Below are 15,133 nucleotides of genomic sequence, written 5' to 3'. Positions count from 1 at the left end.
TTGTGCAGGCGAAAGCCATCCATGGGTCCGCCCGTGGATGGCTTTTTTGCGTCTCGGAAAGCTCAGGCCGTCGGCGCGACAGCACAATAATGCACAAATGCGTCGAGCGCCTGATCGGCATCGATCAGGCGCTCGGGCAGGACACGCAGGTCCGACATTGGAAAGGCGCCGCCGCACCGTCGCGATCGACGGTGGCGGGCCTCACCGCATCATTTAGCCCTGGCGGGCCTTGAAGCGGCGGTTGGTCTTGTTGATCACATAGGTACGGCCGCGACGGCGGATCACGCGGTTATCGCGATGACGGTCCTTGAGCGACTTGAGCGAGTTGCGGATCTTCATGGAAGTCTGCCTTCTTAGAATCTGGCTTTAGCGGAAAATCGAAGCGCTGCCCCTATGGGCGGAGAGGGCTTAAGTCAAGTCCACTGGCAAGACTTTTGCCCCCGTTCATCCTTCATGCAGCAAGTTGATGGCTTGGAGCGTTGAAGGAATTATGCTGTTCGCGTCGTTTAGCGGATATGCCCCCGTTGGAGTAGATGCCATGTCCAAGCGCCTGATCCTCGCCACCAGCCTTGCCCTGTCCCTCAGCGCATGTGCCACGGCGATTCCCCCGGTGGAGGTCACGCGCTTCCATATCGGCAATCCCGCACGCAGCGGCACGATCGCGGTGGAGGAAATGCGCGGCAATCCCGATGTCAGCCTGGAATTCCGCACCTATGCCGCCGCCGTGTCGCAGGAATGGCAGCGTGTCGGCTTCACGCCCGTATCGGCAGGGGAGACCAGCGACTATGTCGCCAGCGTCGCTTTCCGCCGCAGCTTTCGCCCGTCGGGCGTCGACCGTGGCAGTGACAGGCCAGTCAGCGTCGGCGTGGGCGGTGGAATCGGCAGCGGCGGCTTTTCCGGCATGGGCGTGGGCGTCGGCATCAACCTGTCGGGCAAGCCCAAGGATATTGTGACGACCGAACTGCACGTTCAGCTTCGCCGCCGCGCCGATTCGACGATGATCTGGGAAGGGCGTGCGTTGACGGAGGCGCGCGAAGGCACGCCAGCCGCGCAGCCGGGCCTCGCCGCACAAAAGCTGAGCGCCGCGCTGATCGAGGGCTATCCGGGCGAATCCGGCCGCACTATAACCGTCAAATGACCATATCCATCACCAGCGCATTCGACAGCGGCAATATCCGCGTCCTTTCCATCACCGACACGCCGGAGCATGTTCGCGCCGAGCTGGAAATCGTGACCGACCATCAGAGCGATTTCTATCAATGGTTCCATTTTCGGCTCGCCAACGCCGCCGGGCGATCGGTGGAACTGGCGATCGTCAATTGTGCCGGGTCGGCCTATCCCGACGGCTGGACCGGCTACAGGGCGCGGATCAGCGAAGATCGCGAAAGCTGGACCCAGGCCGATACCAGCTATGCCGACGGCACGCTCACGATTCGGCTGGAACCGGACAGCAATGCGCTGTGGGTCGCCTATTTCGCGCCCTATTCGATGGAGCGCCACCATGATCTGATCGCCTTTGCCGCTAGCCAGCCGGGCGTCACCCACCGCGAACTGGGGCTGACGCTGGATGGTCAGCCGCTCGACCTGCTGACCATAGGCGACGGTCCCAAACAGGTGTGGCTTTATGCCCGTCAGCATCCGGGCGAAACCATGGCGCAATGGTGGATGGAAGGCGCGCTGGAACGGCTGTGCGACGAAGAGGATTCGGTTGCGCGTTTGCTCAGGCAACAGGCGACGATCCATCTGGTGCCCAATATGAACCCGGACGGCAGCCGCCGCGGCCATTTGCGCACCAACGCGGCGGGCGTGAACCTGAACCGCGAATGGCACGAACCGTCGATGGAGCGTAGCCCGGAGGTGTTTCTGGTCCGCGCGGCGATGGACCAAACCGGTGTCGACCTCGCCCTGGACGTGCATGGCGACGAAGCGATCCCGGCCGTATTCATCGCCGGCTTTGAAGGCATCCCTTCCATCACGGAACGGCAACTGACCCTCTACCATCGTTATCGCGACACGCTGGCGGCGCGCACGCCGGATTTCCAGACGCGGCTTGGCTATCCTGTGGCGGGCGAGGGGCGGGCGAACCTGTCCATGTCCACCAATCAGCTTGCCGAACGCTTTGGCGCGGTGGCGATGACGCTGGAAATGCCGTTCAAGGATAATGACGACCTGCCCGACGCCGATTTCGGCTGGTCGCCTGCCCGTTCCGCGCAACTGGGCAAGGATTGCCTGGCCGTGCTGGCGGAGATGATCGGGGAAATCTAGGAATGAAGTGTTCCCGCGCAGGCGGGAACATGCAGCCTATTTCCAGTCAAAGGTCAGCGGCGCTTCCCGAAACGCAAAGCGATCGAGATGGTCCGCCACGACTTTCTTGAAAGCCGCCACATCTGCGTCCGGGGTTGGATCAATCGTCACGACCAGCGCGTCGTCCTGCGCGGCCATGCGGATCGGCCCCATCGGGAAGGCGATGATGCCCGATTGCGGGTCGAACTCCGTCTCGAACTTGTGGCTCCAATGCTTGCACAATTGTTGAAGGTAACGGCTGGCATTGGCCGTGGGTATATGGGCGGTCAGCGTCATCGCGTCAGAGCCTTTCGATTTTGGTGGCGGCTTCGTCGATCAGGGACGCGACGTCGAACATGGTCTGGGCATCCGCCCCTTCCTTTTCCAGCCGACCCTGTATCGCCATGCGCAGATTGTGCATCGCCCGGCGGACGGGGGCGCTGTCGGTGCGTTCGGCTTTTTGCGCCAGCGACGCGATTCGCTCCATCACCAGCGTCAGCCCGGCCTTATGCTCGTCCAGATAGGCCGTGCCTTCGTCGGTAATCGCAAACAGCTTGCGGCTGCCCTGTCCCGGCTGCTCGGCGATCAGGCCCATATCGGCCAGCAGCGTCAGCGTGGGATAGACGACGCCGGGGCTGGGCGCATAGACCTCGCCCGACAGGCTTTCAATCTCCCGGATCAGGTCATAGCCATGGCGCGGCATGTCAGCGATCAGCTTGAGCAGGATCAGCTTGAGCGCGTCATTGTCGAACAAGCGCCGCCGACCACCGCCGCGTCCGCCGCCACCCAACGGCCCGCTCCCACGGGGACCGTCGCCCCGCCCGAAACCGCCCCGACCAAAGCCTTCAGGGCCGGCAAAGCGCCGATGGCCGCGCTGGCCATGCTCATGGTGACGACCGCCCCGGCCGTCATATGTGTAATGAAAATGCATCATTCATCTTTCAGTGCGTTTCAAGATGCATTAAGATATATCTTAAAAACATCTGGCGTCAAGCGTTAAGATATATCTTTTGTGGATGACTGTCAGAGAGCAGCGAAGTCGATGGCCATATGCCGGTCGAGCCGACGCGAATGATCCTCCAGCGGATATTTAAGCCCGCTGGCGCAATTGAACAGCACTGCGCGATCCTCGCGTCCGATCAGCCCTTCGTCCAATGCGCGGCTGTAGGCGGCCAGCGTCGCGCCGCCTTCCGGGCAAAGCAGCAGGCCATCGTCCCGCGCCACGTCGCGCACCGCTGCCATGATCGCGGCATCCGACACCGCCAGCGCCGCGCCACCGCTTTCCCGTACGGCCCGCAGGATCAGGAAGTCGCCGACCGCGCGCGGCACGCGAATGCCCATCGCGATGGTGTGGGCATCCTCCCACCGTTCGGCAAATTCCACGCCCGCATCGAAAGCGCGGACCATTGGCGCACAGCCTTCCGCTTGCACCGCGAACATTTTGGGGCGTTTAGACCCGATAAAGCCAATCTGCTCCAGCTCATCAAACGCCTTCCACATGCCGATCAGCCCGGTGCCGCCGCCAGTGGGATAGAAGATTGCGTCGGGCAATTCCCAGCCCAGCTGCTCGGCCAGCTCCAGCCCCATCGTTTTCTTGCCCTCGATCCGGTAGGGCTCCTTCAGCGTCGAAAAATCGAACCAGCCACGCTCCTTCGACCCTTGCCCGACGATCGCGCCGCAATCGTCGATCAGCCCGTTGACGCGATAGACGCGCGCACCCTGCGCCGCGATTTCGCGCACATTGATTTCCGGCGTGTCATCCGGGCAAAAGATGATCGCTTCCATCCCGGCGACAGCGGCATAGGCGGCCAGCGCTGCGCCGGCATTGCCGTTGGTGGGCATCGCGATCTGGGTCACGCCCAGTTCCTTGGCCATCGACACCGCCATCACCAGCCCGCGGGCCTTGAACGATGCAGTCGGCAGGCGGCCCTCATCCTTGGCGATCAGATGCGCGCCACCCAATCGCGCGGCAGTGCGCGGCAGGGCGACCAGGGGCGTGGCATTTTCGCCCAGGCTGACGATGTTGGCGGTGTTGCGCACCGGCAGCAATTCGCGCCAGCGCCACAAATCCATCGGCCGCTGCGCCAGGACATCCTTGGTCAGCGCTGCCCGCACCCCGTCCAGATCATAACGGACCAGCAGCGGCTTTCCCGCCGCGGACAGGCCATGCAGCTTGTCTGCCGGATAGTGTTCGCCCGTCAGCGAACATTCCAGATGGGTGACGAAGGTGGGACGATCGGTGGTGAGGTTCAGGTCGTGGCGCAACGGGGTATCCTTTAGTCTGTGCCCCCCCGGCCACTTTTCATGCCCCTCCCGCGAACGGAAGGGGCGTGCATATCTTAGTCCGGCGCTTTCGCCACGCTGACCATGGCCGGGCGCAACAGCCTGTCCTTGATCATATAGCCCGCCTGCATTTCGACCAGGATCGTGCCGGGCGCGGCATCGGCGGACGGGACTTCCATCATCGCCTGATGCTTGTTGGGGTCGAGCGGCTGGCCGACCGACTCGACCTTGGATATGCCGTTGCGGCCGAACACCGCTTCCAGTTCGCGGCCCGTGGCTTCCAGCCCGACGACCAGCCCCTTGAACTTCTCATCCTCGCGCAGTTCCGCCGGAATGGCGGCAAGGGCGCGGCTCAGATTGTCGGCGACCGACAAAATGTCGCGGGCAAAATTGGTCGCGGCATAGGCGCGGGTGTCGGTCAGTTCCTTTTCCAGCCGACGGCGCACATTCTGCGTATCGGCATGGGCATAGAGAATGTCCTGCTTCGCAGTCGCCAGTTCCGCTTCCAGCGCGGCGATACGCTCTGCATTGGCATCTGCCACGGGTGCATCCTCCGGCAACTGGTCCACGACTTCGGTATTTTCGACGTTCAGATTATCTTCGCTCATCTCATCAATCTCGAAAGCGTTTGTGCGGTGAAATCCACCATGGGGATCACCCGTGCATAGTTCAAGCGCGTGGGGCCGATCACGCCGACCACGCCGACCACCCGGCCGTCCGCGCCACGATAGGGGGCGGCTATGACCGAAGAACCCGACAGGGAAAAGAGCTTGTTTTCCGATCCGATGAAGATTTTGGTCGCGCTGCTCGCCAATGCGCTTTCCAGCAGGCGGGATATTTCCTGCTTGCCTTCCAGCTGCTCCAGCAATTGCCGCACCCTTTCCAGGTCGGCTGCCGTGCCGTCGTCGATCAGATGGGCCTGCCCCCGCACGATCAGCACTGGCCTGTCATCGGCGTCATGCGACCAGATGGCGACGCCGCGTTCCACCAGTTCCCGCGCCGCGCCGTCGAGCGCGCTGCGTTCGCTCTCCATTTCCAGCGCCAGCCTGTCGCCCGCCTGCCGCAGCGTCAGCCCGGCAAAGCGCGCCGACATGAAATTGGCCGCTTCGTTGAGCATGGAGGGGGACACGCCGGGCGGCAGGTCCAGCACGCGATTTTCAACCGATCCATCCTGCCCGACCAGCACCGCCAGCGCCTGCCGGTCGTTCAGCGGCACGAAGCCGAACTGGCGCAAGACAGGCTCGCGCTTGGGCACCATGACGATGCCCGCACAGGCCGACAGGCCCGACAGCGCAGCGGTGGCGGCGGACAGCGCTTCCTCGATCGGCCCGCCCTCGGCCAGCCCCGCCTCGATCGCGCGCCGTTCCTCTGCCGACGGCAACGCCGCCTGCATCATTCCGTCGACGAACAATCGCAGCCCCGTTTCGGTCGGCATCCGCCCCGCCGACGTATGCGGCGCGGCCAGCAGCCCCAGTTCCTCCAGATCCTGCATCACGTTGCGGATCGAGGCGGGTGACAGGCTGAGCGATGCGATCTTGCTGAGCGTGCGCGATGCGACTGGCAGGCCAGTGCCCAGATAGCTTTCCACCACCAGGCGAAAAACGTCGCGGGCGCGCTCGTTCAATTCGGTAATGGGTGTCGTTGGCGTCATCGGTAAAATGTAGGATGGATTGCCTCCAGGCTCAACGCCTGCGTGGCGGCCAGCCCTATTGGGCAATTTTGGCCTTCAGCATCGGTTCGATCCCCAGCAATTTGGGAATGCCGCCAATCGTCGTACGCAGCTTCGCATAGCGCGCGTCCAGGCATCCCGACTGATAGTCGAGCCGCGTCGGCTTGGCCTCGCCGCGCGTCCATTCGATGCGATAGCCGGGCATGTCGGTCGCAAAGCGGGCGCAATTCTCGCCATGGGCGATCCGCCTTTCGGTGCCGACCAGCGGCTTGTACGGGGCCAGCGCCAGGCGCAATTGCCGATATTGCGCCGGGGTCACGGTGAAGCGCGTCGGCCCCGGCACGGCCGTGAACTTGTCCGGCTCCAGCAGGCCCGATCCATCGGGCGTCACCTGCACGCTATAGGCGGGGCAGGCACCAAAGCAGCGCCCGGCGGTAAAGCGGATCGTGTCTCCGGCGGCGCGCGGTGTGTCCAGCTCAGTGTCGGCGGTGGCGCATCCCGCCAGCAGCATCACCGTCGCGGCTATTATCATTCTGGTCATCATGGCCCCTCTTATCGCCTAATTGCGCGCATGGCACTGGCAAGAAACGCTGTCGGACGCTAAGCGCCGTCTCCTGATCGATTTGGAGAAAGAATATGCGTCCTTCCGGCCGCGCGCCCGACCAGATGCGCGACATCATCATGGAGCCTGGCTTCACCATCCATGCCGAAGGAAGCTGCCTCATCAGTTTCGGCGACACCCGCGTGCTGTGCACCGCGTCGGTGGAAGAAAAAGTGCCGCCCTTCCTGCGGGGCAAGGGGTCGGGCTGGGTCACGGCCGAATATGGCATGTTGCCGCGCGCCACCCATACCCGTGGCAGCCGCGAAGCGGCCAAAGGCAAGCAATCGGGCCGCACGCAGGAAATCCAGCGCCTCATCGGTCGCTCGCTGCGCACCGTCGTGGACATGAAGAAGCTGGGCGAACGCCAGATCGTGGTCGATTGCGACGTGATCCAGGCCGATGGCGGCACTCGCACGGCGGCGATCTCCGGTTCCTGGGTCGCGCTGCGCATTGCGGTGGACAAGTTGCTGGCCTCCGGCGCGCTCAAGGAAGACCCGATCATTCAGAAGGTCGCTGCCATCAGCTGCGGCATCTATGAAGGCACGCCGGTCCTCGACCTCGACTATGCCGAGGACAGCAATGCCGAGACGGACGCGAACCTGATCCTGACCGGCGACGGCAAGTTCGCCGAAGTGCAGGCGACCGCCGAAGGCGCGGCCTATGACGAGGAAGAACTTCTGCGCCTGCTGCGCCTCGCCCGGATCGGCTGCGCCAAGATCTTCGCCGCGCAGGACGCCGCGACGGGGCGGTAATCACAATTATCCGTTCGCTTCGAGCGAAGTCGAGAAGCCGATGGCGTGACTTTTGCGTTTATCGAATGCGCTCGAAACGAACGGAAAGAGGTGGAAAAATGACCGACCAATTCGGACAGGAACAGGCAATCCGCAAGCTCGCCCCCGGCAAGCTGGTGATCGCCAGTCACAATGCGGGCAAGGTGCGTGAAATCGCCGCGCTGCTCGGCCCCTATGGTATCGAGCCGATCTCCGCCGCCTCGCTCGACCTGCCCGAACCGGAAGAAACCGGCACGACCTTCATTGCCAATGCGGAACTGAAGGCATTGCAGGCCGCCGACCTGTCCGGACTGCCTGCGCTGGCCGACGATAGCGGCCTGTGCGTCGAGGCGCTGGGTGGCGATCCGGGGCTGTTTTCGGCGCGCTGGGCCGGACCGGACAAGGACTTCGCCCTTGCCATGCAGAAAGTATGGGATGGCGTGCAGGCCAAAGGCCCGGACGCCGGGCATGACGCCCATTTCATCTGCGCCCTGGCCCTTGCCTGGCCCGATGGTCATGTCGAAGCGTTTGAGGGGCGGGTCGACGGTACGCTCGTCTGGCCGCCGCGTGGGGCCAATGGCTTTGGCTATGACGCCATGTTCCAGCCGCTCGGCTTCGACATCAGCTTCGGCGAAATGGACCCGGACGCCAAGCACGCCATGAGCCATCGCGCCGACGCATTCAGACAGCTGGTGGCGGCAGTGTTCTGACCCGGTTCCTCCCCGCGCCGGGGAGGATCACTGCCCACCGCTGGCCAGTTCCACCGGGGCTGCTTCCTCGTCCAGCGGGCCTTTCCCGAACGCATTGCCGGCGGGGAAGTAGCGGCACACCAGATATTCGTAATTCGCCCCTTCGCCCAGCGCGCAGCCCACCTTGCGCGTGCCGCGCCAGATCATCTGCGTATAATGGCCGACATCCTGCCAGCGCCCGCTGGTGCTCAGGTCCGGCAATTTGCCTTCGGTCCGGAACAGTTTTTTCTCATCCAGAAAAGCGCCGACCATGACGCCATAGCCATAAAGGCGGCGTGGTCCCATCCACAGATTTTCGCCGCTCGGTATCGCCCGGCTGCCACGCGGGCTGTGACGAAACGCCCCGCTCTGCGCCATGTCGGCGGCATAGCGCGCCGCGTCCACGGCCAGCGCCTCGTCCCATTCCAGCGGCGGAACGCCAACCAGCGCCCGTTCGCCATTATGCGCGTCGATCATCACGGCCCGCAGCAGCGGCTCGCCTCTTGGCGCTTCCTCCATCCCATAATAGGCCGCCGGCATGACTACGCCGGTCGGCACATTGACCGGCGCTGCGGTCACCGCCTTGCTCCCCGGCGCGCTGTCGGACGCTGCCTGTGCACCCGTCGCAATCAGCAACGCCGCCCATAGCCCGGCACGCAAAAACAGATTAGGGCTGCCCCCAGCCATGGCCCTCATTCCCCCCGACTCTGCATCCCCATCGGCGCCGGCCCCCGCCGACGCTCTGGCCTTATATATTCATTGGCCCTTTTGCGTATCGAAATGTCCCTATTGCGATTTTAACAGTCATGTCCGCGAAGGCATAGATGTGGATGCCTGGCGCGCCGCTCTGCTCGCTGACATGGGGCACGAAGCTGCGTTGACCGGCGGGCGACCGCTTTCCTCGATCTTCTTTGGCGGCGGCACGCCCTCGCTGATGCCGCCAGCGCTGGTGGCGGACCTCATTGCCGCGGCGCAGCGGCATTGGGGCTTTACCCCGCAAGTCGAGATCACGCTGGAGGCCAATCCCAACTCGGTCGAGGCGGCGCGCTTTGCCGATCTCGCCGCCGCCGGGGTCAACCGCGTCTCGCTGGGCCTGCAGGCGCTCGATAACGATGCGCTCCATTTTCTGGGCCGCGCCCATGATGTTGCCGAAGGGCTGGCCGCACTCGACACCGCCCAGTCGGTGTTCGACCGGGTGAGCTTCGACCTGATCTACGCCCGGCCCGACCAGAGCGAAGCGCAATGGCAGGCGGAACTGGCGCGCGCCCTGTCGTTCGGCACCGGCCATCTCTCGCTCTATCAACTGACGATCGAACCCGGCACTCGCTTTGCCACCTTGGTTGCTCAGGGCAGGATGACGCCCGCCGACCCGGATCATGGCGCGACTCTCTATGAACTGACCGCCGCGATGACCGGCGCGGCGGGGATTCCGGCCTATGAAATCAGCAATCATGCCCGCGCCGGGCAGGAGAGCCGCCACAACCTTACCTATTGGCGCTACGGCGATTATGTCGGCATTGGTCCCGGCGCGCATGGGCGGCGCGGCGCCATGGCGACGCAGCGTCACAAGAAGCCGGAAAACTGGATCGGCGCCGTCAGCCGCAATGGTCACGGGCTTCAGGTGGAACAACCGCTGGCGGGCGAGGAGCGGGCGCGGGAAGCGCTGCTGATGGGGCTGCGGCTGGGCGAGGGGGTTGATCTCGCCCGGATCGCGGCGCTGTCGGGCGTTGGCCTTGGCCATCTGGTCGATGAACGCGCCATCGACCAGTTGACCGACCTTGGCCTCATCCGCCTGACCGGCACCCGCCTGCAAGTCGCGCCGGCCGGCATGCTGCTGCTCGACGCGATCTTGCCGGAAGTGGTGGCGATCTAATAATCGCGGCCCTTCAGTTCGTCCCCCCGTACTGCCGCGACGTGCAGCACATTGGTCGATCCCGGCGTGCCGAACGGGACGCCGGCCAGTACGACGATCTTCCCGCCCTTTTCGGCCATGTCATGACGCAGCGCCATGCGCCGGGCCTTGCCGATCATCTCCTCGAAATTGCCGATATCCTTGGTGCGGATGGCATGGACGCCCCAGGTCAGGCCCAGCTTGCGCGCCGTGTCGGTGCGCGGCGTCAGCGCCAGGATCGGCGCGGAGGGGCGTTCGCGCGCCACGCGCCGCACCGTGCTGCCCGACGATGTGAAGCAGGTGATCGCGCTCGCGCCCACGACATTCACGATATTGCCGGTGGCCTCGGCCAGCGCGTCGGCGGTGGTCGGATCGGGCAGCGTCTCGGTAAAATGCAGTCGCGCCAGATAGCCCGGATCGCGCTCCACGCTGTGGGCGATCGAATCCATCATCGCGACCGCCTCGACCGGCCAGTCGCCCGCTGCGGTTTCGGCGGACAGCATGACGGCGTCCGCACCATCATAGACCGCCGTCGCCACGTCCGACACTTCCGCGCGCGTGGGGGAGGGGGACTTGATCATCGATTCCAGCATCTGGGTCGCGACCACCACCGGGCGACCCATGCGGCGCGCCGTGGCGACGATCTGCTTTTGCAGCGGCGGCACATCATAAGGCGGCAGTTCGACGCCCAGATCGCCGCGTGCGACCATCACGCCATCGGCCATCTCGATAATCTCCTCCAGCCGCTGCACGGCTGACGGCTTTTCGATCTTGGCCATCAACGATCCATATCCGCCCATCAGCTTGCGCGCTTCGGCCAGATCCTCCGGCCGCTGCACGAAGCTCAAGGCGATCCAGTCGCACCCCTGTTGCATCGCGAAGCTAAGGTCGCGGCGGTCCTTGTCGGTCAGCGCAGGCACCGGCACCACGACATCGGGGACGTTCACGCCCTTGCGGTTGGACAGCGTCCCGCCGACCTCGACGATCGTATCGATACGATCCTCGCTGATTGCCTTGACGCGCAGCACCATCTTGCCATCGTCCAGCAACAGCCGGGTTTCCGGCACCAGGGCGGCATAGATTTCGGGGTGGGGCAGGTTCACGCGGCGCGAATCGCCCGGCGTTTCGTCGCGGTCCAGAATGAAGGGCGCGCCGGTTTCCAGCAGCGCCAGCCCCTTCTCGAACGTGCCGACGCGCAGCTTTGGCCCCTGAAGGTCGCCCAGGATCGTGGTCGGCCGCTGAAATTCCTTTTCCAGCGCGCGGATCGTGGCGATGCGCGCGGCATGATCCTCATGCGCGCCGTGGCTCATATTGATGCGAAAGGCGTCGGCCCCGGCAATGAACAGCGCCCGGATCATTTCGGGCGTATCGCTCGCAGGCCCAAGTGTCGCAAGAATACGGACCTTGCGTGAGCGGGGCGGTAGTCGTGACATATATTCTCCTGACCGTCGTGATCGCCGCTGGCCCGACCGTTGGGCTTCCCCCCCCTTGGTCTTGCCAGCGCGTCGTTATGGGTTATCCGTGCTGCACGACAGGATGATGTATCAGCGAAAGGGTCCGCCGATGAGCGACACCATACTCACAGACGCCGCCGCCGCAACCGCCTTCCGCCGTCTGGTGACGCATTTGCAGCACCGCACCGATGTCGAAAATATCGACCTTATGGGTTTGGCGGGTTTCTGCCGCAATTGCCTGGCCGACTGGGTGGCGGAGGCGGATGGTGGCCTGACGAAACATCAGGCGCGCGAACTCATCCACGGCATGCCCTTTGCCGAATGGAAATCCCGCTATCAGGGCGAAGCGACGCCGCAGCAGATCGCGCGAATGAAAGAGAGTGTGGCGAAGAACGCCGACAGCCACTAGGACGCCCTCCAACCGATTCACATCTACCGGAGAAACTCCCCCATGACCGAACCCAATGTCGCCGCCGACCAGCTCCGCCTGCTGATCGAACGGATCGAGCGGCTGGAAGAAGAGAAGAAGGGCATCGGCGACGACATCAAGGACGTCTATCTGGAAGCCAAGGCGACCGGCTATGACCCCAAGATCATGCGCCAGATCGTCCGCCTGCGGAAAATGCAGCCCCACGACCGGCAGGAAATGGAAGCGATCCTCCAGACCTATCTGTCCGCGCTGGGCATGGAATAGGACTCCACCGCCGTTCGCGCCTGGCGTAGCAAGGGGCCTTCACTGCGTTCAGGGCAGATGGTCTAAGCGCTCGGCCCGAACGGGATCAGAGGGAGAGTGAAATGTCCGAAGTCATCGTCAGCACCACCAGCCGTCTGGAAGGGCGCCCCGCCAAGGAATATCTGGGCATCGTCACGGGCGAAGTGATCGTGGGCGCCAATCTGTTCCGCGATCTGTTCGCCAGTGTGCGGGACATCGTCGGTGGCCGGTCGGGCGCTTATGAAGATGTGCTTCAGCGGGCGCGCGAACAGGCGATCGGCGAAATGCGGATGCGCGCGGCAACGTTGGGCGGCAACGCAGTCGTCGGCGTCGACCTGGACTATGAAGTGATAGGCTCCAACGGATCGATGCTGATGGTGTCGGCCTCTGGTACCGCCATCCTTGTGTAACATTGCGCGAGCGCCCCTCGCTCGCTAGAGAGCGCGCTCGTGTTTCATCAGATAATGTCAGGAGAAGGCCGTGGCCGGCCATTCCAAATTCAAGAATATCATGCATCGCAAGGGCGCGCAGGACAAGAAGCGCTCCTCGATGTTCTCCAAGCTGAGCCGCGAAATCACTGTCGCGGCCAAGATGGGGATGCCCGACCCGGACATGAATCCCCGCCTGCGGCTGGCGATCAACGCAGCCAAGGCGCAGTCCATGCCCAAGGACAATATCCAGCGCGCCGTCGACAAGGCGAATGCCGCAGGTGGCGAGAATTATGAAGAAGTGCGCTATGAGGGCTATGGCCCCGCAGGCATCGCCATCATCGTCGAAGCGCTGACCGACAATCGCAACCGCACCGCGACCAATGTTCGTACCGCCTTTTCCAAGAATGGCGGCAATCTGGGTGCATCGGGCGCGGTGAGCCATGGCTTCGACCGCGTCGGCCTGATCACCTATCCCGCCAGCGCGGGCGATGCCGACGCGATCTTCGAGGCCGCGCTCGAAGCGGGGGCGGAGGACGTGTCGTCCAACGAGGACGAGCATGAAATCTGGACCGCGATGGACGCGCTCCACGAAGTCGCCAAGGCACTGGAAGCGAGCCTTGGTCCGGCGGATGGCGCGAAGCTCGCCTGGAAACCCACGACCACCGTCGAAGTCGATGAGGCCAACGCTGCCACGCTGATGAAGCTGGTCGACACGCTGGAAGATGATGACGACGTCCAGACGGTGTGGGGCAATTATGAAGTGCCCGACGCGGTCATGGAGAAGCTGGGTTGATGTGTTTTCCCTCTCCCCTTGGGGAGAGGGTTGCGCAGCCTTGGCGGCTTTGCCGCCTGGGCGAAGCTGGGAGAGGGGGCGCTGCCATCCGCGACTATCGCTCCCCTCTCCAAGCGCGGCTAGCCGACATGTCGGCAAGCCTTGCTATCCTCTCCCCTGAAGGGGCGAGGAAATCCCAATGATCCTCCTTGGTCTCGACCCCGGCCTTGGCACCACCGGCTGGGGTCTGATCGCCGCTGACGGCAACCGCCTCACGCATCTGGGCAATGGCCAGATCAAGACGGATAGCGCGATGCCACTGGCAACGCGGCTGCTGGCGCTCGATCTTGCCCTGACCGACCTCATCCTCGAACATCGGCCCGATGGCGCGGCGGTCGAGGAGGTGTTCGTCAACGTCAATCCGCAATCGACCCTGAAACTGGGACAGGCGCGCGGCGTGATCCTGCTCAACGCCGCGCGCTCCGGCATGGAGGTCGGCGAATATGCCGCGCGGCTGATCAAGAAATCCGTGGTCGGCGTCGGCAATGCGTCGAAGGATCAGGTCCATGCCATGGTGTCACGCCTGTTGCCCGGCGTGAAGATCGTCGGGCCTGACGCCGCGGACGCGCTCGCCGTCGCCATCACCCACGCCCATCATCTCGCCAGCGCGCGGCGCATTCCGACGCGGTAGTGCCATGTGTTCCCGCGCAGGCGGGAACCCAGTTCAACGGCGGGGCTGGGTTCCCGCCTGCGCGGGAATACCCAATCCTAAATATCCGATCATCTTTTCGAGACGAACGCCGGTTGTGTTTAACGTCCCAACGCTTCTTCCAAAAAACCCACCATCGCGCGGAAACTGCGCCGATCGGCATCCGCGTTATACGCCAACCCCTTTTCAGGCATGTTGACGCTCTCGTCGGTAAAGGCATGGCCGGTGCGGCCATAGGCATGGAGTTGCCAGTCGCACCCTGCCGCCGTGAGTTCCTGCGCCAGCGCCACGGTCGCCGCAGGCGGTGCGATCGGATCGTCCCAGCCATGGCAAATCAGCAGTTTTGCGCGGATGGCGGCATTGGGGAAGGGCGGCGCATCATAGACGCCATGGAAACTGACCCCGCCCGCTATGTCCGCACCAGCGCGCGCCAGATCCAGCACGCATTTGCCGCCAAAGCAGAAGCCGATCGTGGCGGTGCGGGCTGCGTTCACCGCGTCCAGCCCCTTGAGCAGCGCATGGGAGGCCAGGAGGCGGTCGCGCAGCAGGGCGCGGTCGGCGTTCAGTTCCGCCATATAGCGCGCGGCATCGGGATCGGCGCGGGTGGTGCGCTTGCCCTGGCCATAGACATCGGCGACCAGCACGGCATAGCCCAGCGCCGCGACCTTTTCGGCATAGGCGAAATCGGCTTCCTTGGTCCCCAGCACATTGGGGAAGAGAAGCACGCCGGGCAACGGCGCGCTGGCGGCGCTATCGGTCACGACCATGCTTTCGAACAGGCCGCCTGGTCCTTCATGGACGATGCTGTTGCGGGTAATGATCATGGGGTT

20 protein-coding genes are annotated in these 15,133 nt (G+C 64.0%); 10 read left to right on the top strand and 10 right to left on the bottom strand.

Features of this window, described 5'->3' with window-relative positions; genetic code table 11:
- Nucleotides 1–213 precede the first annotated feature (213 nt).
- Nucleotides 214–339 (bottom strand): type B 50S ribosomal protein L36, encoded by a 126-nt coding sequence (ykgO, locus tag AC07X9_RS09825; RefSeq protein ID WP_003046794.1) that lies wholly within the window; start codon nucleotides 337–339, stop codon nucleotides 214–216.
- 199 nt (nucleotides 340–538) lie between these two features.
- On the opposite strand from ykgO, the gene AC07X9_RS09820 reads away from it, so the two are divergent.
- Together AC07X9_RS09820 and AC07X9_RS09815 are read left to right on the top strand one after the other, a co-directional pair.
- A complete protein-coding gene (locus tag AC07X9_RS09820; RefSeq protein WP_017181399.1) occupies nucleotides 539–1,138 on the top strand; it encodes a hypothetical protein in 600 nt (199 codons plus the stop codon).
- Nucleotides 1,135–2,265 carry a M14 family metallopeptidase gene (locus AC07X9_RS09815; protein ID WP_017181398.1) on the top strand — a complete coding sequence of 377 codons (1,131 nt, stop codon included), beginning with the start codon at nucleotides 1,135–1,137 and terminating at the stop codon, nucleotides 2,263–2,265. Before AC07X9_RS09820 ends, AC07X9_RS09815 begins: the two co-directional genes overlap by 4 nt.
- Before the next feature lie 36 nt (nucleotides 2,266–2,301).
- On the opposite strand, the gene AC07X9_RS09810 is transcribed toward AC07X9_RS09815, so the two are convergent.
- From AC07X9_RS09810 to AC07X9_RS09785, 6 genes are all read right to left on the bottom strand, one after another.
- Entirely contained in the window at nucleotides 2,302–2,580 is a 279-nt protein-coding gene (locus tag AC07X9_RS09810; protein ID WP_017181397.1) for a DUF2218 domain-containing protein, read from the bottom strand.
- Nucleotides 2,581–2,584: 4 nt separating this feature from the next.
- The gene (locus AC07X9_RS09805; protein ID WP_017181396.1) at nucleotides 2,585–3,217 is read right to left on the bottom strand and encodes a PadR family transcriptional regulator; all 633 of its coding nucleotides are present in this window, start codon (nucleotides 3,215–3,217) and stop codon (nucleotides 2,585–2,587) included.
- A gap of 89 nt (nucleotides 3,218–3,306) precedes the next feature.
- A complete protein-coding gene (locus AC07X9_RS09800) occupies nucleotides 3,307–4,548 on the bottom strand; it encodes a threonine synthase (protein WP_017181395.1) in 1,242 nt (413 codons plus the stop codon).
- Between the two features lie 74 nt (nucleotides 4,549–4,622).
- Nucleotides 4,623–5,174 (bottom strand): nucleotide exchange factor GrpE, encoded by a 552-nt coding sequence (gene grpE / locus AC07X9_RS09795; protein ID WP_017181394.1) that lies wholly within the window; start codon nucleotides 5,172–5,174, stop codon nucleotides 4,623–4,625.
- The gene (gene hrcA / locus AC07X9_RS09790; RefSeq protein ID WP_026002093.1) at nucleotides 5,171–6,217 is read right to left on the bottom strand and encodes a heat-inducible transcriptional repressor HrcA; all 1,047 of its coding nucleotides are present in this window, start codon (nucleotides 6,215–6,217) and stop codon (nucleotides 5,171–5,173) included. Before hrcA ends, grpE begins: the two co-directional genes overlap by 4 nt.
- 55 nt (nucleotides 6,218–6,272) lie before the next feature.
- Nucleotides 6,273–6,779: a DUF6438 domain-containing protein gene (locus AC07X9_RS09785; protein WP_017181392.1), complete on the bottom strand. Its 507-nt coding sequence runs from the start codon at nucleotides 6,777–6,779 to the stop codon at nucleotides 6,273–6,275.
- 92 nt (nucleotides 6,780–6,871) lie between these two features.
- Here AC07X9_RS09785 and rph point away from each other — a divergent pair, with 92 nt between their 5' ends.
- Together rph and rdgB are read left to right on the top strand one after the other, a co-directional pair.
- Nucleotides 6,872–7,588, top strand: coding sequence for a ribonuclease PH (gene rph / locus AC07X9_RS09780; RefSeq protein WP_017181391.1), 717 nt, complete (start codon nucleotides 6,872–6,874; stop codon nucleotides 7,586–7,588).
- A 98-nt stretch (nucleotides 7,589–7,686) separates the two neighbouring features.
- The gene (gene rdgB, locus AC07X9_RS09775) at nucleotides 7,687–8,316 is read left to right on the top strand and encodes an RdgB/HAM1 family non-canonical purine NTP pyrophosphatase (RefSeq protein WP_017181390.1); all 630 of its coding nucleotides are present in this window, start codon (nucleotides 7,687–7,689) and stop codon (nucleotides 8,314–8,316) included.
- A gap of 27 nt (nucleotides 8,317–8,343) precedes the next feature.
- Here the strand turns inward: rdgB and AC07X9_RS09770 are convergent, their stop codons facing one another.
- Nucleotides 8,344–9,021 carry a CAP domain-containing protein gene (locus AC07X9_RS09770; protein WP_017181389.1) on the bottom strand — a complete coding sequence of 226 codons (678 nt, stop codon included), beginning with the start codon at nucleotides 9,019–9,021 and terminating at the stop codon, nucleotides 8,344–8,346.
- Between AC07X9_RS09770 and hemW the strand changes: the two genes are divergently transcribed.
- A complete protein-coding gene (hemW, locus tag AC07X9_RS09765; RefSeq protein WP_051034279.1) occupies nucleotides 9,020–10,207 on the top strand; it encodes a radical SAM family heme chaperone HemW in 1,188 nt (395 codons plus the stop codon). The genes AC07X9_RS09770 and hemW overlap by 2 nt on opposite strands.
- Here hemW and pyk read toward each other — a convergent pair.
- Nucleotides 10,204–11,658 carry a pyruvate kinase gene (pyk, locus tag AC07X9_RS09760; protein ID WP_026002091.1) on the bottom strand — a complete coding sequence of 485 codons (1,455 nt, stop codon included), beginning with the start codon at nucleotides 11,656–11,658 and terminating at the stop codon, nucleotides 10,204–10,206. The genes hemW and pyk overlap by 4 nt on opposite strands.
- Nucleotides 11,659–11,788: 130 nt before the next feature.
- Here pyk and AC07X9_RS09755 point away from each other — a divergent pair, with 130 nt between their 5' ends.
- The 5 genes from AC07X9_RS09755 (at nucleotide 11,789) to ruvC (ending at nucleotide 14,285) form a co-directional block, all read left to right on the top strand.
- Nucleotides 11,789–12,088 carry a DUF1244 domain-containing protein gene (locus AC07X9_RS09755; protein WP_017181386.1) on the top strand — a complete coding sequence of 100 codons (300 nt, stop codon included), beginning with the start codon at nucleotides 11,789–11,791 and terminating at the stop codon, nucleotides 12,086–12,088.
- A gap of 42 nt (nucleotides 12,089–12,130) precedes the next feature.
- The gene (locus tag AC07X9_RS09750) at nucleotides 12,131–12,373 is read left to right on the top strand and encodes a DUF2312 domain-containing protein (RefSeq protein ID WP_006956223.1); all 243 of its coding nucleotides are present in this window, start codon (nucleotides 12,131–12,133) and stop codon (nucleotides 12,371–12,373) included.
- Nucleotides 12,374–12,474: 101 nt separating this feature from the next.
- Nucleotides 12,475–12,801, top strand: a complete 327-nt coding sequence (locus tag AC07X9_RS09745; RefSeq protein WP_017181385.1) for a heavy metal-binding domain-containing protein — start codon at nucleotides 12,475–12,477, stop codon at nucleotides 12,799–12,801.
- A 70-nt stretch (nucleotides 12,802–12,871) separates the two neighbouring features.
- On the top strand, nucleotides 12,872–13,615 hold the full coding sequence (locus tag AC07X9_RS09740) for a YebC/PmpR family DNA-binding transcriptional regulator (RefSeq protein WP_017181384.1): 744 nt from the start codon (nucleotides 12,872–12,874) through the stop codon (nucleotides 13,613–13,615).
- Nucleotides 13,616–13,793: 178 nt separating this feature from the next.
- Nucleotides 13,794–14,285 carry a crossover junction endodeoxyribonuclease RuvC gene (gene ruvC, locus AC07X9_RS09735; RefSeq protein ID WP_017181383.1) on the top strand — a complete coding sequence of 164 codons (492 nt, stop codon included), beginning with the start codon at nucleotides 13,794–13,796 and terminating at the stop codon, nucleotides 14,283–14,285.
- Nucleotides 14,286–14,404: 119 nt separating this feature from the next.
- Here ruvC and AC07X9_RS09730 read toward each other — a convergent pair whose 3' ends face one another.
- Nucleotides 14,405–15,127, bottom strand: coding sequence for a dienelactone hydrolase family protein (locus tag AC07X9_RS09730; protein ID WP_086485758.1), 723 nt, complete (start codon nucleotides 15,125–15,127; stop codon nucleotides 14,405–14,407).
- Nucleotides 15,128–15,133 lie beyond the last annotated feature (6 nt).

It is taken from the genome of Sphingobium sp. GW456-12-10-14-TSB1 (genome assembly GCF_059424385.1).
This window is presented reverse-complemented; position numbering and strand designations above follow the sequence as displayed.

Excerpts from the sequence above, each read along its gene's own strand:
- ykgO (WP_003046794.1), bottom strand. The coding sequence starts at position 339 with ATGAAGATCCGCAACTCGCTCAAGTCGCTCAAGGACCGTCATCGCGAT.
- AC07X9_RS09820 (WP_017181399.1), top strand. The coding sequence starts at position 539 with ATGTCCAAGCGCCTGATCCTCGCCACCAGCCTTGCCCTGTCCCTCAGC.
- AC07X9_RS09815 (WP_017181398.1), top strand. The coding sequence starts at position 1,135 with ATGACCATATCCATCACCAGCGCATTCGACAGCGGCAATATCCGCGTC.
- AC07X9_RS09810 (WP_017181397.1), bottom strand. The coding sequence starts at position 2,580 with ATGACGCTGACCGCCCATATACCCACGGCCAATGCCAGCCGTTACCTT.
- AC07X9_RS09805 (WP_017181396.1), bottom strand. The coding sequence starts at position 3,217 with ATGATGCATTTTCATTACACATATGACGGCCGGGGCGGTCGTCACCAT.
- grpE (WP_017181394.1), bottom strand. The coding sequence starts at position 5,174 with ATGAGCGAAGATAATCTGAACGTCGAAAATACCGAAGTCGTGGACCAG.
- hrcA (WP_026002093.1), bottom strand. The coding sequence starts at position 6,217 with ATGACGCCAACGACACCCATTACCGAATTGAACGAGCGCGCCCGCGAC.
- AC07X9_RS09785 (WP_017181392.1), bottom strand. The coding sequence starts at position 6,779 with ATGATGACCAGAATGATAATAGCCGCGACGGTGATGCTGCTGGCGGGA.
- rph (WP_017181391.1), top strand. The coding sequence starts at position 6,872 with ATGCGTCCTTCCGGCCGCGCGCCCGACCAGATGCGCGACATCATCATG.
- rdgB (WP_017181390.1), top strand. The coding sequence starts at position 7,687 with ATGACCGACCAATTCGGACAGGAACAGGCAATCCGCAAGCTCGCCCCC.
- hemW (WP_051034279.1), top strand. The coding sequence starts at position 9,020 with ATGGCCCTCATTCCCCCCGACTCTGCATCCCCATCGGCGCCGGCCCCC.
- AC07X9_RS09770 (WP_017181389.1), bottom strand. The coding sequence starts at position 9,021 with ATGGCTGGGGGCAGCCCTAATCTGTTTTTGCGTGCCGGGCTATGGGCG.
- pyk (WP_026002091.1), bottom strand. The coding sequence starts at position 11,658 with ATGTCACGACTACCGCCCCGCTCACGCAAGGTCCGTATTCTTGCGACA.
- AC07X9_RS09755 (WP_017181386.1), top strand. The coding sequence starts at position 11,789 with ATGAGCGACACCATACTCACAGACGCCGCCGCCGCAACCGCCTTCCGC.
- AC07X9_RS09750 (WP_006956223.1), top strand. The coding sequence starts at position 12,131 with ATGACCGAACCCAATGTCGCCGCCGACCAGCTCCGCCTGCTGATCGAA.
- AC07X9_RS09745 (WP_017181385.1), top strand. The coding sequence starts at position 12,475 with ATGTCCGAAGTCATCGTCAGCACCACCAGCCGTCTGGAAGGGCGCCCC.
- ruvC (WP_017181383.1), top strand. The coding sequence starts at position 13,794 with ATGATCCTCCTTGGTCTCGACCCCGGCCTTGGCACCACCGGCTGGGGT.
- AC07X9_RS09730 (WP_086485758.1), bottom strand. The coding sequence starts at position 15,127 with ATGATCATTACCCGCAACAGCATCGTCCATGAAGGACCAGGCGGCCTG.